The organism is Phyllobacterium sp. CL33Tsu (assembly GCF_900113985.1).
In the GTDB taxonomy this organism is placed as follows: domain Bacteria; phylum Pseudomonadota; class Alphaproteobacteria; order Rhizobiales; family Rhizobiaceae; genus Phyllobacterium; species Phyllobacterium pellucidum.
The window spans coordinates 761,076-775,044 of the sequence record NZ_FORJ01000001.1; the positions used below are offsets into that span (position 1 = coordinate 761,076).

The 13,969-nt window shown below is 59.1% G+C and carries 15 protein-coding genes; 8 read left to right on the forward strand and 7 right to left on the reverse strand.

The genetic code is table 11. The features are described from left to right. Positions 1 to 27: 27 nt before the first annotated feature. From BM074_RS03795 to BM074_RS03810, 4 genes are all read left to right on the forward strand, one after another. Complete coding sequence (locus BM074_RS03795; protein ID WP_091919854.1) at positions 28 to 951, forward strand: bifunctional helix-turn-helix transcriptional regulator/GNAT family N-acetyltransferase; 924 nt, start codon at positions 28 to 30, stop codon at positions 949 to 951. A 168-nt stretch (positions 952 to 1,119) separates the two neighbouring features. Beyond that, a complete protein-coding gene (locus BM074_RS03800; protein WP_091919856.1) occupies positions 1,120 to 1,584 on the forward strand; it encodes a MarR family winged helix-turn-helix transcriptional regulator in 465 nt (154 codons plus the stop codon). After that, positions 1,577 to 2,797, forward strand: coding sequence for an HlyD family secretion protein (locus tag BM074_RS03805; protein WP_091919858.1), 1,221 nt, complete (start codon positions 1,577 to 1,579; stop codon positions 2,795 to 2,797). Before BM074_RS03800 ends, BM074_RS03805 begins: the two co-directional genes overlap by 8 nt. Beyond that, complete coding sequence (locus BM074_RS03810) at positions 2,790 to 4,343, forward strand: MDR family MFS transporter (protein WP_027230394.1); 1,554 nt, start codon at positions 2,790 to 2,792, stop codon at positions 4,341 to 4,343. Before BM074_RS03805 ends, BM074_RS03810 begins: the two co-directional genes overlap by 8 nt. A gap of 22 nt (positions 4,344 to 4,365) precedes the next feature. On the opposite strand, the gene BM074_RS03815 is transcribed toward BM074_RS03810, so the two are convergent. Then, complete coding sequence (locus tag BM074_RS03815; RefSeq protein ID WP_091921427.1) at positions 4,366 to 5,745, reverse strand: FAD-containing oxidoreductase; 1,380 nt, start codon at positions 5,743 to 5,745, stop codon at positions 4,366 to 4,368. A gap of 207 nt (positions 5,746 to 5,952) precedes the next feature. Between BM074_RS03815 and BM074_RS22945 the strand changes: the two genes are divergently transcribed. Continuing rightward, positions 5,953 to 6,093, forward strand: a complete 141-nt coding sequence (locus BM074_RS22945; RefSeq protein WP_153666448.1) for a hypothetical protein — start codon at positions 5,953 to 5,955, stop codon at positions 6,091 to 6,093. Between the two features lie 4 nt (positions 6,094 to 6,097). Here the strand turns inward: BM074_RS22945 and BM074_RS22950 are convergent, their stop codons facing one another. Next, on the reverse strand, positions 6,098 to 6,274 hold the full coding sequence (locus BM074_RS22950; RefSeq protein WP_153666449.1) for a hypothetical protein: 177 nt from the start codon (positions 6,272 to 6,274) through the stop codon (positions 6,098 to 6,100). A gap of 267 nt (positions 6,275 to 6,541) precedes the next feature. Between BM074_RS22950 and BM074_RS03820 the strand changes: the two genes are divergently transcribed. The 3 genes from BM074_RS03820 to BM074_RS03830 all read left to right on the forward strand — a co-directional run bounded on the left by BM074_RS03820 (position 6,542) and on the right by BM074_RS03830 (position 8,219). After that, the gene (locus tag BM074_RS03820; protein ID WP_091921429.1) at positions 6,542 to 7,468 is read left to right on the forward strand and encodes a transglutaminase-like domain-containing protein; all 927 of its coding nucleotides are present in this window, start codon (positions 6,542 to 6,544) and stop codon (positions 7,466 to 7,468) included. A 189-nt stretch (positions 7,469 to 7,657) separates the two neighbouring features. Beyond that, complete coding sequence (locus BM074_RS03825) at positions 7,658 to 7,924, forward strand: hypothetical protein (RefSeq protein WP_027230397.1); 267 nt, start codon at positions 7,658 to 7,660, stop codon at positions 7,922 to 7,924. A gap of 106 nt (positions 7,925 to 8,030) precedes the next feature. After that, the gene (locus BM074_RS03830) at positions 8,031 to 8,219 is read left to right on the forward strand and encodes a hypothetical protein (RefSeq protein ID WP_027230398.1); all 189 of its coding nucleotides are present in this window, start codon (positions 8,031 to 8,033) and stop codon (positions 8,217 to 8,219) included. 3 nt (positions 8,220 to 8,222) lie between these two features. Here BM074_RS03830 and BM074_RS03835 read toward each other — a convergent pair whose 3' ends face one another. The 5 genes from BM074_RS03835 to ilvD form a co-directional block, all read right to left on the reverse strand. Then, entirely contained in the window at positions 8,223 to 9,335 is a 1,113-nt protein-coding gene (locus tag BM074_RS03835; protein ID WP_091921431.1) for an extracellular solute-binding protein, read from the reverse strand. A 20-nt stretch (positions 9,336 to 9,355) separates the two neighbouring features. Then, positions 9,356 to 10,516 (reverse strand): CaiB/BaiF CoA transferase family protein, encoded by a 1,161-nt coding sequence (locus BM074_RS03840; RefSeq protein ID WP_091919860.1) that lies wholly within the window; start codon positions 10,514 to 10,516, stop codon positions 9,356 to 9,358. After that, complete coding sequence (locus tag BM074_RS03845; RefSeq protein ID WP_091919861.1) at positions 10,513 to 11,064, reverse strand: MaoC family dehydratase; 552 nt, start codon at positions 11,062 to 11,064, stop codon at positions 10,513 to 10,515. Before BM074_RS03845 ends, BM074_RS03840 begins: the two co-directional genes overlap by 4 nt. Before the next feature lie 116 nt (positions 11,065 to 11,180). Beyond that, on the reverse strand, positions 11,181 to 12,179 hold the full coding sequence (locus BM074_RS03850) for a glutathione S-transferase family protein (RefSeq protein WP_091919863.1): 999 nt from the start codon (positions 12,177 to 12,179) through the stop codon (positions 11,181 to 11,183). A 107-nt stretch (positions 12,180 to 12,286) separates the two neighbouring features. Beyond that, positions 12,287 to 13,960, reverse strand: a complete 1,674-nt coding sequence (gene ilvD, locus BM074_RS03855; protein WP_091919865.1) for a dihydroxy-acid dehydratase — start codon at positions 13,958 to 13,960, stop codon at positions 12,287 to 12,289. Positions 13,961 to 13,969 lie beyond the last annotated feature (9 nt).

Sequence of the window (13,969 nt, forward strand, 5' to 3'; positions counted from 1 at the left end):
TGTCACCGACAACATTGAGGTCCAACCATGAATGCCATCGAAGAATTCCGACAGTTCAACCGATTTTTCACCAAGGAGATCGGCCTTCTCGACAAGCGCCTCCTGGCCAGCGACTATACGCTGGCCGAAGCCCGCGTGCTTTACGAACTCGCCAATAATGGCGAGCAGACCGCGGCAGAGCTCGGTCGCAGCCTCGGTATGGACAAGGCGCATCTCAGCCGGATCGTCGCCCGATTTGCCAAGCGCAAGCTCATTGGTGTGCGCGTCAGTCCCGCACACGGCAAGCACCGCTTGATCGCTTTGACTCCGGCAGGAAAGAAAGCGTTCGCCGCGCTGGACCTCGGCTCGCAACAACAGATCGAAGGGCTGCTGGCGCCACTCGCTGCGGACGCGCGCACGCAGCTCGTCGCCGCGATGCGCCATATTCATGCGCTTCTCGATTCAAGCGAGGCACAGCGAAATGCCGTCACCTACCGTGGCCTGCGGCCGGGCGATATCGGCTGGATCATCCACCGGCAGATGGCGCTTTATCATGCCGAGTATGGCTGGGATTGGACCTATGAGGGGCTTGTCTGCGACATCCTCGGCAAGTTCGTCGCGCATTTCGATCCGGAGCGGGAGTCTGCGTGGGTGGCCGAACATAATGGCGCGATCGCCGGGTCGATCTTCCTCGTCAAAGGCGATGAAGAAGGCGTCGCCAAGCTGCGGCTGCTCTATGTCGAGCCTTCCGCACGTGGCTTGGGCATTGGCCGGGAACTCGTTGCAATGTGCATTGAAGAGGCGCGGGCCAAGGGATACCGCCAACTCAAATTGTGGACCAACGACGTACTGATTTCAGCACGCCGCATCTACGAAGCTGCCGGCTTCCGGTTGATCGATGAGGAGAAGCACCATTCGTTCGGCCACGACCTCATCGGGCAGACTTGGATGCTGGAACTCCACCAGGACTGACCGCCAAACCGAGCACCCGGGCCGCTTTCACAACAAATTGAGGGCAAAGCCCAAATTTTTGCAGGCTGAGGCAAGCTGTCATCTTTTTATTGCCTAGCATCATTGTTATATGCACCAATGTAATAAGCACCCTTATGAAATTATCCATCTATGAACAGTACTCCACCTATGAACAACACAAAGATCCTTGGCTTTCTGCTGCACGACGTCGCGCGCCTGATGCGCAAGCGCTTTGAACAGCGTGCGAAGCATCTCGGATTGACGCGGTCGCAGTGGCAGACGCTGGCATACCTTGCCAATATCGAGGGGATTCACCAGGCGCGCCTTGCCGAGATTCTGGAAATTGAACCGATCACCTTGGTCCGCATTCTCGACAAGCTCGAGGAGCGCGGCATGATCGAGCGTCGCCGGCATCCGACGGATCGGCGCGTATGGCTGCTTTTCCTGCGTGAAGAGACGCGGCCGCTGCTCGCCGACATGGGCGTGATCGGCGAAGCAACGCGGGGCGAGGCACTCGCCGGCGTTTCGGTGGAGGACCGCGATCACCTCATCCGCACCCTTACCCTTATGAAGACGAACTTGATCGACGCATGCCAGACGCCGGTCGATGATAGAGAGAAAAATCATGGCTGATGGTTCACCTTCCACGCGCATTCCCGCCAATTCGGATCAGGCTCCTGCTCCTTCACAGCGCAACGACACAGTCCTTGAACAGCGCGACACCACAATCGACACGCCAGCAATCCCGGTGACCAAGGAAGCGCCGCCAGCACCGGCCCGGCCGCGCCGCAGCCTGAGACGGCCGCTCCTGTTCGCGGTGCTGCCGATCTCCGTGATCGCGGGCAGCTATTTCTACGTTACTGGCGGCCAGGTCATGTCCACGGACAATGCCTATGTGCAGGCCGACATGGTCGGTGTTTCGACCGATGTTTCCGGAATGGTGCAGTCGATCGAGGTTCACGACAACCAGATGGTCAAACAAGGCGACGTGCTCTTCCGGCTCGATCCGAGCGCCTATGAAATCGCTCTTGCGGGCGCGAAGGCGCAGCTTGGTGTCGTCCGCAACCAGATCCTGAACCTCGCGGCGAGCTACAAGCAATCGCTCGCCGAAATCACGCAGGCGGAGACCGACGTCCCATTCTACAACAAGACACTGCAGCGTCAGCAGGATTTGACCGCAACTGCGGCGGTTTCCAAGGCTGCCTATGACAAGGCCAAGCTCGACCTCGACGCCGCCCAGCAGAAAGTGGACGTTGCCAAGGCGGAAGCTGCTGCCACGCTGGCACAGCTCGGCAATGACCCGAACCAGCCGGTCGAACAGAATCCGTCCTATCTTCAGGCTCAGTCGGCTGTGGACAATGCGCAGCGCAACCTCGACCGCACTATCGTGCGCGCGCCGTTTGACGGTATCGTCACCAATGTTTCCGCGCTGCAGGTCGGCGCCTATCTGCAGGCATCGCAGGCCGGGTTCAGCCTGGTCTCGACCACGCATATGTGGGTTGCCGCCAGCCCGAAGGAAACCGAACTTACCTATGTTCGCGAGGGCCAGCCGGTGACGATCAGTGTCGACACCTATCCGGGCGTCGAGTGGAAGGGCAAGGTTGCCAGCATCAGCCCGGCATCGGGCTCGAGCTTCTCGCTTCTGCCTGCCCAGAATACTTCGGGCAACTGGGTGAAGGTCGTGCAGCGCATTCCCATGCGCGTCAGTATCGACGATCTTTCCGGCAAGCCGCCGCTGCGCGTCGGCATGAGCGTCACCGCTGACGTCGAAACCGGCCACGCCCGCGGCATGCCTAAATTCATCTCAGATCTCTTTGGGGGCTTTGGTAGCAAGAGCCATGGCTAACACTGTCGCGCTTTCAGGTCCGGCCCCCGTGGTGGCGAACCGCGGGGCAATCACGGCCTGCGTTATCCTCGCCGTCATCATGCAGGCGCTGGATACGACGATCGCCAACGTTGCGCTGCCCTATATCCAGGGCAGCGTCTCGGCGAGCGCCGACCAGATCAATTGGGTTTTGACGTCCTATATCGTCGCCGCCGCCATCATGACGCCGCCCTCAGGGTTCCTCGCGGCGCGCTTCGGCCGCAAGAATGTGCTCCTGACGGCGATTGTCGGCTTCGTCGTAGCATCGGTCCTGTGCGGGCTCGCCCAGACGCTGCCGCAGATTGTGGTCTTCCGCCTGATGCAGGGCCTGTTCGGCGCCGCGCTGGTGCCGCTCTCCCAAGGCATTCTCCTCGACATCTATGAAGTGCACGAGCGCGGCAAGGCGATGGCGCTCTTCGGCGTCTCGGTCATGGTCGGACCGGTGCTTGGCCCCGTCATCGGCGGCTGGCTCACCGACAATATCAGCTGGCGTTGGGTGTTCTATATCAACGTGCCCATCGGCATGCTCGCCTTCTTCGGCATCGTCGCCTTCGTTTCCGAGACCAAGCGCGACATCGGCGCCAAGCTCGACTGGTTCGGCTTCGGCATGCTCAGCCTTGCGATTGCCACGCTGCAGCTTTTCCTCGACCGCGGCGAGCAGCTGAACTGGTTCTCCTCCGGTGAAATCCAGGTTGAGGCGCTGATCAGCGCCGGCGCCTTTTATCTTTTGCTCGTGCATACGTTCACGGCGAAGAAATCCTTCGTCAATCCGCGCCTTTTCCTCGACCGGAACTTCTCCGTCAGCATGTTCTTCATCTTCGTCATCGGCGTCACCTACCTCGCTTCGCTCGCCCTTATGACGCCCTATCTGCAGACGCTGATGGGTTATCCCGTCATTACCGCCGGTATCGTCATGGGCCCGCGCGGCGTCGGCACGATGATTTCGATGTTCATCGTCGGGCGCCTCATCGGCAAGATCGACACGCGTGCGTTGCTGATCTTCGGCTTTTCGCTCACCGCCTGGGCAATGTACGACATGACCGGCTGGACACCCGACATTTCACAATGGACGATCATTTCGGTCGGCTTCATCCAGGGTGCCGGACTCGGCTTCCTTTTCGTGCCCTTGACGACGATCGCCTTTGCCACCCTGCCCGCCCATATGCGCGGCGAGGGCACAGGTCTCTACAATCTGTCGCGAAATATCGGATCGAGCGTCGGCATCGCCATCGTCTCGGCGCTGTTGACGGAGAACGTCCAGATCAACCACGCCTCCATCGCCGCCTATGTGACGCCGTTCAATCATGCCTTCAATGCACCGGCCGTGATGCAGCATCTCGACCCGATGAAAGCCGCCGGCCGCGCCGCGCTTGACGGCATGATCACCGAGCAGGCGACGATCATCGCCTATATCGATGATTTCAAGCTGTTGATGATCATGTCGATCATCTCCATTCCGCTGGTCATGCTGCTGCGCAAGCCCGGTTCGGATGCGGCCCCGCCAGACCACAGCGCCGTCATGGAATGACCTTGCCGAAGCTGCAGATGCCCTAGCCGGCAGGCTTCAGGTCGCCAAGCAGTGTCGGAATGAGCTCCGACACTGTTGGATGGATCGGCACCGACCATTTCAGCTGCGGATAGCCGACATCGGCATTCATCGTGTCGAGTATACCGTGGATCGCTTCGTCGCCGCTGGTGCCGAGAATCGCCGCGCCGAGAATCTTTTGCGTTTCGGCGTCCGCTATCACTTTCATGAAACCCAGCGTTTCATCCTTTTCTACAGCGCGCCCAACACGCGTCATCGGACGCTTTGATACGAGGATGGGTCGGCCAGACGCGCGGGCCTGGCTCTCGGTCATGCCGACCCGGCCAAGCGGCGGATCGATATAAAGTGCATAACCTGGAATACGCTCGCTGACCTTCCGGTTCTCACCGTCCAAAAGATTGGCCGCGACGATTTCATAGTCATTATAGGCCGTGTGGGTAAACGCTCCGCGTCCGTTGCAATCGCCGAGCGCCCAGATGCCATCGACGTTCGTCGCAAGATGATCATCGACCTTGATAAAGCCGCGCTCGTCCATGGCGACGCCCGCCTTGTCGAGGGCAAGATCGTCCGTGTTGGGACGCCGGCCGATCGCCATCAGTACGCGCGACCCAACGACGCTCGGCGCGCCATTTGTGCAATCCACGCCGACCTCGACGCCGTTCGGATGCAGCTTGAACGATATGCACTCCGCATTGAGCCGCATGGCGATGCCTTCGGCCTCGAGAATATCCTTGATGGCGTCGGAGATGTCCTCGTCCTCGCGGCTGACAAGGCGCGGTCCCTTTTCGACCACCGTCACCTCGGCGCCAAATCGGCGGTACATTTGCGCAAATTCGAGGCCGATATAGCTGCCGCCAACGACGACCAGATGTTCGGGCACCTCATCCAGTTGAAGGATCGAGGCGTTGGTAAGATACTCGATATCGTTGATCCCGGGCATGTCAGGTATGTTTGCCCGCCCGCCCACATTAAGGAAAATGCGGGGCGCCGTATACGTCTCGCTGCCGATGGCGATTTCGTTTGGGGCAGTGAAGCGCGCGTGGCCCTCGATCACCGTACAGTTTTCCATGCCGCGCAACCATTTTTCGACTCCAGTGCGCGCGTTGTAGGAGACCGTGTCGGCTCGCTGCTTCACCCGCTTCATATCGATACTAACTTCGGTGCCGACCAATATGCCGAAGTTGGGGGCGCGCCGAGCAAGGTGGGCAGCGTAAGCGCTGGCCACGAGGGTTTTGGTCGGCATGCACCCGGTGTTGACGCAGGTGCCGCCGAACAGCTTGCGTTCGACCATCAGCACTTTCATCCCGGCTCCGGTAAGCCGGCCGACAAGCGATGGGCCAGCTTGTCCTGCCCCGATGACGATGGCGTCGAATGGCTTGCTCATGCCGGAACCTCCCTTGCCTGCGTGCTTCAAAAGCGATGGATCATACAATTTTGCGCGAAGCATAGATCAGCGGCGTTTCAGCGTCACGCGCGGTGCGCGCACGGGGGAAGAATTCGGCAATTATTTGAACCGCCAGGTGAATGGATGGTTCAGCCAGCGTTCAGATGCCCTTGTCTATTTTCAAGAGGTCACTGGGGAAATTTTGTCATGCTTGTTCAACGTCTTGGCATCGTATTTGCCATTTTCCTTGTCTTCGCATTGGGGTTTGGCAGCTTTATCAATTACACGAAATCGGGGCGCATCGCCCATCCGGACATGCACGGCAACCTAGTCTATCGTCAGGGGTAAGCGATCAGCTGCGTTTCTTGTTGCGGGTTTCGGCGATGTCCAGTTGTTCCAGCAAGTCCAGGAATTGCTTGGGCATCTTCTTTTCGACCCTGGCGGCGCTGGTGGTGCGGATAGCGTGCTGGAATTCCGGGCGCTGAAGCTGGTCGCGGACGACGCTTGCCGTAGGATGAGGCTTAGCCACTCGTTTTCCAGTCATAATACTTCCAATCGGCTCTGAAGCTGGCGCCATCATTTTCACTCCATGCTTCGACATCCATGACCCTATAAAGGGGTCGGAAGGCTTTTGTTTCAAATCCTATGGGTCTATGGTCAATAAATGCTGAATATGACCGGCGGGACCGGAATCCGAGCCGCATTCGCTCTTCAGCTTGCCATCGTATTTTAATGATTGGATGCGGAACTCTAACGGAAAAGCGGCGTTGTCCTCCAAACATTAAAGGATATGCCAATGTTGATACGTGTCGGTTATGAGATTGCCATTAGGTGCAACCAGCCCACTCCAATGACCACCTATCTCAATCTCGAATCGGCGCGGACTGCCGATATCAAGTGCGAGAATGGCCCGGTGGCAAGCCCGGACCTGAAGCTTGAAAAATTCAAGGATCTGTTTGGCAATACCGCTATCCGCCTTCTCGCGCCGGCTGGGAATCTCACCTTGACTTATGATGCCGTGGTCAAGGACGACGGCCTCCCGGATCCGGTTCATGAAGATGCTGCCGAGATCACGGTCGACAAGCTTCCGACCGAATGCCTCGCCTACCTTTCCGCTAGCCGCTATTGTGAGACGGACGAACTGAGCCAGCTTGCGTGGAACCTTTTCGGCCATATAAAGCCGGGCTGGACCCGCGTTCAGTCGATCTGCGACTACGTCAACCAGCGGCTCACCTTCAGCTATGGCTTTGCCCGCTCGACACGCACCGCGGCCCAGGCACATGAGGAACGGGTTGGCGTTTGCCGTGACTTCGCCCATCTTGCCGTTGCGCTTTGCCGCTGCATGAATATTCCGGCACGCTACGTGAACGGCTATATGGGTGATATCGGTGTGCCGGCCGACCCGGCGCCAATGGATTTCAACGCCTGGATCGAGGTTTTCCTCGGCGACAGGTGGCACACGTTCGACGCCCGTCACAACCAGCGTCGCATCGGGCGCATCGTGGTCGCGCGCGGCCGCGACGCTGCCGATATCCCGTTGATCCATACGTTCGGACCGCATGAGTTGACCAATTTCAAGGTCTGGACGTTCGAGGAGCACGACCCTTCCTTCAACCGCCAGCGCTTCGATAAAGTGTCGTTGCTGACCCCATGGTTCAGCCCGCGCTGGTCGCGCCTGTCGCGTGCCATCCGCGAGCGCAGCGAAGCCGAGCCGACGCTTTAGCGTCGGTTCCCCTTGTAATGAATTCGATTGAATGAGCGCGTCTGCCACATTTCGCAGCGCGCATTTCATTGCTGCTCTGCGGTAAGCCCTTTAAATAACCTGAAAATCCGTTTCGATTTGCCATGCCACAATCCAGCGATTACGATTCTCGCCGTCGCTGGAGCAATAATAATGAAGAGGAACACCTCCATGGCTTTCGATAACCCTCTGAATCCAATGTACTCTCAAGATGACTGGGACATCATGCAAGCAGCCTACGACAAGGCCGCTGCGACGCTCGTGGTCAAGTCCAGTTCGGATGAAGAGGCGAAGGTCATTGCCGAAACCGTAATGACGGCTTTCAACCGCGGCAATCGCGATATCAATTCGCTTGCCGCGCTGGCGGTTGTGATTGCGGTGAACTCGCATCCAACGGTCAGCGGAACCAAGGATGGCACCGAGCAGCGCGTCGCATAATGCCTTCAAGCCCACCTTGGGTAGAGCGCGCTACTAATTGCAACTTTGACTTTCAACGCAGTTTCCGGCTATCAGGCTGCGAGGAATCTTGCAGCCGAGGCCGAGAATGAAATTCATGACCCTTGCCACTTTGCTCAGCAGTCTCGTCTTGAGCGCCTGCGGCGGTGGAACCTATGCGTCCTGGTCGCCGCGGCCGCCGGATGTGGCCCAGTCAAGCCCGGTCGATTGCCAGCGCGGCATCGGCATCTGCCCTGGCGCTTACGGGCGCGCGGGCCAAATGCGCCGGAACATGTAGCCCTTAAGCCAAGAAGCTATCCCGGAACAGTCGGTTCAAATCCGCCACAACGGCTGCCGCATCATGTCCATTCATGAGCCCAGCATTGATACGGTCGGAGGCCTTCTGCTGAAATGCCATGTAGCCATTGTGCCGGGGTCTGACCCAAGCGGACTCGAGTGTCCTTCGGGTTGCGGCATAAAAATCGGTCGTTGCGGCATTTACCGCAGCATCCTCCCAGGCCGCGGCGTGGCCCGGTTGCCCGCCGGCCGCGGCATAGGGACCGCGCTGAACATCGCCGCTTGCGATCCAATAGGCAAAGTCGCTCGCGGCATCGCGATGCGCAGAAAATGCGGAAACGGCAATGCCGGTACCGCCAAGCGCTGATCCAATAGGACCATTTCCACCCGCATCTGCGATGTCGGCGAAAGCAATCAGCGAGGGCCTGAAACCTTCGATCGCATAACTGACATAGCCGTAAATCAATGGCGAACAGGCAATGTCCGCCTCCGGTAGCGCCATCCGTTCGAGCACGGCGATCGGATCCATATCATAGCAGGCGGGATCGATCAGCGCTGAAATCTCGCGCATCATCTCGAATGTCCTGGCACCCGCCTCTGGTGCTACGAGGTCACCGAATGTGGTCGCGCAATGCGAACCCAGATTGGCGCAGAGCGTATAGAACGTCATCAGCGTATGCGGCGGGCGCAGCGGCAGCAGCACCTTGCCTTCGCGAGCGAGCCGCATCACCTCTGCCCATGTCGTTGGCGGCCGGTCGAGCAGGTCTGGGCGCCACGCCAGAACCTGGCTCGCCGTATCAATGGGGAACGCCCATTGGCGATCCTGCCAGCAATAGCTCTGGTAGGATTGTCCGACGCTGCCGGTCATGAGCGCGTTCCGCTCAGCCTCACGGCCCGGAACATCCAGCGGGTGGAGGCAGTTCTCCGCGGTGATCTGCCCGACATGCGGATGATCGATCACGATCAGATCGTAGGCGCGGGCAAGCTCATCCACGGGAAAGGATTCGAAATCCTGCAGCGAGCGTTTTTCCCACTGGACGGTTACGCCGGACTTCTCTTTCCAGAGCTGCGAGCAAGCCACCATCGGGTCATAGCCGCGCGGATGGCTCCACGTCATCCCCTTGAGAACAATGTCGCTCACAGCCCGAATTCCTTGCGAATCCGGTCGCTATGCTCGCCGATGCGTGGCGCGGCTCGATCGAACTTGGCCCGCTTGCCATTGACGCGGATCGGCGATCTCGTTGTCTCGATCGACACATTGTCGTCGCGCTCGACCGTCTGCAGCATATCGAGCACCTTGAACCCTTCGCTTTGCAGGAGCTCTTTCCAGTTCAGCACCTTCGCGCACCATATATCCGCAGGTTCGAGGATGGCGAGCCAGTGATCGGTTGGCTCGGTCGCCAGCTTCTCAGCGATAATGCGTTTGATCGCATCACGTGCCGTAAACCAGGTTGCAGGCTGATCGCGGTATGGAGCAAGCGCATCGAGACCAAGGAGATCCGCGAGCTTGGGCAACGGCGTCATGGCGAGCGCGAGATAGCTGTCTTTCGTCTGATAGACGCCATAGGGTGCCGAAAGATAGGCGTGCGCGCTGCGGAAATCGGAGCGTTTCGGCAATCGGCGCCCATCATTGAGGTGTGTTGTCAGCACCTCGAACTGAAAATCGATCAGTGATTCCATCAGGCTCGTTTCGATATGGGCGCCCTCGCCGCTGATCCCCCGCCGCACTAGGGCCGCGAGGATACCCTGCACGATCGCCGCCCCCGCAAGCATGTCGCCGACGGCGAGGCCGAAGGGCACAGGCCCCTGGCTTTCATCGCCGTTGAGCCACATCAGGCCGGAACGCGACTGGGCCAACAGGTCCTGACCGGGACGCGAGACCCACGGCCCCTCCTCGCCGTAACCGCTGATGCTGGCATAGACCAGACGTGGGTTGATCGCCTTTACTGCCTCATAATCAAGGCCCAGCCGCTGGATGACGCCGGGCCTGAAGTTCTGGATGAGCACATCGGCACGCGCGAGCAACGCCTTCAGCGCCTTAAGGTCAGCCTCGTTCTTCAAATCGATCGCGAGGCTTTCCTTGGCGCGGTTGATTGCATGGAAAATCGTCGAATCCCCGCCGATTTCGGTGTCGCTGAGATAAAGGCGCCGTGAAAGGTCGCCCCCATCGGGCCGCTCGATCTTGATGACACGCGCGCCAAGATCCATCAGGCGCAGGGAGGCATAGGGTCCCGACAGAAACTGGCTCATATCGACGACAAGCAGGCCTGTCAGGGGCAATTCGTTCGCAGTCATTATTTTTCGGTCTTTCCAACAAAATCAGCAGGATTCTTGTATTTCACCGTTTGCAGGTGTTCGCAGTAGAGGACGAGCTCGCCCTCATTCTTGAAGACTTCATAGCTGGCGCGGATAAGGCCAAGGTCCTTGTAGCGCGGCCGTTTGTCGAGGTTGGTGCGGATCGTATAGATCGTGTCGTTCAGGAAGACGGGCTTGATAAACCGCAGCTTGTCATAGCCGTAAGAAAAAGCGTTGACGCAATTGGTGGCTACCAGGCCGAGGCCAGCGGAAAAGACGAAGGCACCTGCGACCAGACGCTTGCCGAACATGCCCTCGCTTTCCGCGAACATCTGGTCCTGGACATAGGGATGGATGTCGGTGACGAGGACGTTGAAGAGGTGGCTGTCGCTTTCGGATATTGTCCTCCGCAGCGATCGTATCTTCTGACCAACAGGCCAATCCTCATAATACCAGTTTTCCGCGTTCCATACGGGCAGCGCTGCATGGGCCTCCGGCATGTTTCTTGGATGCGTCGAGGAAACACCGACTGTCGACGTAAACCCGGTCATTGCCGCACGCTTTCAACGTGCGGATTGCTCCAGTTGCGTCCCATAACTGCCTCCCATATCTTCTCTTGTGAATAATATTTTCACATATGAGTGGAAATGGCAAGCGGTCTGGCGGACTATCCTTTGAAAATGCCCTTGCCCAAAAGGTGCTCGCGGTCGTGCGGCGCATCGAAATTCTGGTCCGGTCCAAGCGGAACAATGAGTGTCGGGTTGATGTGGGCAATCGAATAGTAGCCGGCCTTGATGTGGTCGATCTTTACCGTCGTGCGCACGTCCTGCCATTGGTAAAGTTCGCGCATATAGTTGGAAAGGTTGTGGTAATCGGCGATCCGGCGAATGTTGCACTTGAAGACGCCATGATAGGCAGCGTCAAACCGCACAAGCGTTACAAACAGCCGCCAATCCGCTTCCGTGAGATATTGCCCGGCGAGATAGCGATGATCGGCAAGATGCGCCTCGATCTTGTCGAGGGCCTTGAACACGCTTCTGGCGGCATCTTCATAAGCCGCCTGCGATTTGGCAAAGCCGGCGCGATAGACGCCATTATTGACATTGTCATAGACGAGCCCGTTCCAGCGGTCGATTTCCGCGCGGAGAGGTTCGGGATAGAAATCCTGGTGGTCGCCGGTGAGTTCGTTGAATGCCGTATTGAGGATGCGGATAATATCGGCTGACTCGTTGTTGACGATCCGCCCTTCCTTGCGGTCCCAAAGCACCGGAACGGAAACCTTGCCGGTATAGTTGGGCTCGCTCGCCGTATAGAGCTGGTGCAGATAGCGAATGGGCGGCGCCTTCGGCCCTGCGTCCTGCGGGTCCGCGAAGGTCCAGCCATTTTCGCCAATTGCCGGCTCCGCGACGGACATGCGGATGATTTCGCGCAAGCCCTTCAAACTGCGGAAGATCAGTGTGCGCGACGCCCAGGGGCAGAGGTAAGAGACAAAAAGCTGATAGCGTCCGGGTTCGGCAGGCAGACCGGGTTGGCCGGACGGACCCGGCGCGCCATCCGGCGTAATCCAGCTATGGAAATGCGTCGCCTCGCGATGGAACGCGCCATCCTTCATTTCGCTGGCGGCAACATCGCCCTTGATCCATTCTCCATTCACCAATGCCGGCATGTGCTAAATCCTGATCTTCTGTTGAAAAGACCAAGATTGCACGTCGCACACGCGTTTCCTACCGGCGCCGCTTTGACAGACTGTATTCCGCCAAGGAACAGTGGCTGCTAACCGGTTACCGCGCCTTCGCTTGCCGATTTCGCCAACTGTGCGAATTTGGCGAGGACACCGCGCGTATAACGCGGCGGTGGCTGCTTCCAGTTGCTGCGCCGGCGTTCGATCTCGTCGTCGCTGACCTCGAGTTGCAGCAACTGCTTATGCGCATCGATCGTGATAGTGTCGCCTTCCTCGACAAGCGCGATGGTGCCGCCTTCGAAGGCTTCCGGCGTCACATGCCCGACCACCATGCCCCAGGTTCCGCCCGAAAAGCGCCCATCCGTAATGAAACCAACGCTTTCTCCGAGGCCCCGACCGATGATTGCCGATGTGGGTGCCAGCATTTCCGGCATGCCTGGACCGCCGCGCGGGCCAAGGTAGCGCAGCACAAGGACATCGCCCGGTTTGATTTTGTCGGAGAGTATGGCGTCCATCGCCGATTGCTCGTCGTCGAACACCCGTGCAGGTCCCTTGATGACGGGATTTTTCAGCCCAGTGATCTTGGCGACCGCTCCGCCCGTTGCAAGGTTGCCCTTGAGGATCGCAAGATGGCCCTCACTGTAGAGTGCCTTGGCGATCGGCCGGATGATGTCCTGGCCCTCGGGGGGCGCGTCCGGAACATTGGCGAGTTCTTCGGCCAATGTGCGCCCCGTGATGGTCAGGCACTCGCCGTGCAACAGGCCGGCATTCAGCAACAGCTTCAGGACCTGCGGTATGCCGCCGGCCTTGTGCAGGTCGACCGCCATGTACTGGCCGGAGGGACGCAGGTTGCACAGGACCGGAACCTTGCGGCGCACGCGCTCGAAATCGTCGAGCGTCCATTCGACTTCCGCAGCATGGGCAATGGCTAGAAAATGCAGGACGCCATTGGTGGAGCCGCCTGTCGCCATGATCAATGCCACCGCATTTTCGATGGACTTGCGGGTGATGATGTCCCGAGGGCGAATATTCTTGCGCACCGCCTCGATGAGCACCCGCGCTGATTCCGCCGTGCTGTCGATCTTCTCCGCGTCGGGATTCGCCATAGTCGACGAATACATCAGCGACATGCCGAGCGCCTCGAAGGCCGAACTCATGGTGTTGGCCGTATACATGCCGCCGCATGAGCCCGTCGACGGGCAGGCATGACGCTCTATGCCCTCGAAATCCTCCTCGCTCATCTTGCCGGCCATGTATGAGCCCACCGCCTCGAAGGCCGAGACGATGGAAAGATCCTTGCCCTTCCATCTGCCGGGCTTGATCGTACCGCCATAGACATAGATTGCCGGGACATTGGTGCGGGCAATGGCAATCATGCCGCCCGGCATGTTCTTGTCGCAGCCGCCGATGACGAGCACGCCATCCATCCACTGGCCGTTGACGCACGTCTCGATGCAGTCGGCGATAACCTCGCGCGATATCAGCGAATATTTCATCCCCTCGGTGCCCATGGCCATGCCGTCGGAAATGGTCGGCGTGCCGAACAGCTGGGGATTGCCGCCTGCCGCCTTTACTGCGGCGACGGCCGCATCGGCGAGCGGCTGCAGGCCGGCATTGCAGGGAGTAATGGTCGAGTGGCCATTGGCGACGCCGATCATCGGCTTGGCGAAGTCTGATTTTTCATAGCCGAGCGCATAATACATCGCGCGATTGGGCGACCGCGCTATGCCCTCGGTGATGTGCTTGGAACGCTCATTGGCTGCCATTGCCGCACC

Coding starts and splice junctions, on each gene's coding strand:
- BM074_RS03795 (WP_091919854.1), top strand. CDS start 28: ATGAATGCCATCGAAGAATTCCGACAGTTCAACCGATTTTTCACCAAG.
- BM074_RS03800 (WP_091919856.1), top strand. CDS start 1,120: ATGAACAACACAAAGATCCTTGGCTTTCTGCTGCACGACGTCGCGCGC.
- BM074_RS03805 (WP_091919858.1), top strand. CDS start 1,577: ATGGCTGATGGTTCACCTTCCACGCGCATTCCCGCCAATTCGGATCAG.
- BM074_RS03810 (WP_027230394.1), top strand. CDS start 2,790: ATGGCTAACACTGTCGCGCTTTCAGGTCCGGCCCCCGTGGTGGCGAAC.
- BM074_RS03815 (WP_091921427.1), bottom strand. CDS start 5,745: ATGAGCAAGCCATTCGACGCCATCGTCATCGGGGCAGGACAAGCTGGC.
- BM074_RS22945 (WP_153666448.1), top strand. CDS start 5,953: ATGCTTGTTCAACGTCTTGGCATCGTATTTGCCATTTTCCTTGTCTTC.
- BM074_RS03820 (WP_091921429.1), top strand. CDS start 6,542: ATGTTGATACGTGTCGGTTATGAGATTGCCATTAGGTGCAACCAGCCC.
- BM074_RS03825 (WP_027230397.1), top strand. CDS start 7,658: ATGGCTTTCGATAACCCTCTGAATCCAATGTACTCTCAAGATGACTGG.
- BM074_RS03830 (WP_027230398.1), top strand. CDS start 8,031: ATGAAATTCATGACCCTTGCCACTTTGCTCAGCAGTCTCGTCTTGAGC.
- BM074_RS03835 (WP_091921431.1), bottom strand. CDS start 9,335: ATGACGTGGAGCCATCCGCGCGGCTATGACCCGATGGTGGCTTGCTCG.
- BM074_RS03845 (WP_091919861.1), bottom strand. CDS start 11,064: ATGACCGGGTTTACGTCGACAGTCGGTGTTTCCTCGACGCATCCAAGA.
- BM074_RS03850 (WP_091919863.1), bottom strand. CDS start 12,179: ATGCCGGCATTGGTGAATGGAGAATGGATCAAGGGCGATGTTGCCGCC.
- ilvD (WP_091919865.1), bottom strand. CDS start 13,960: ATGGCAGCCAATGAGCGTTCCAAGCACATCACCGAGGGCATAGCGCGG.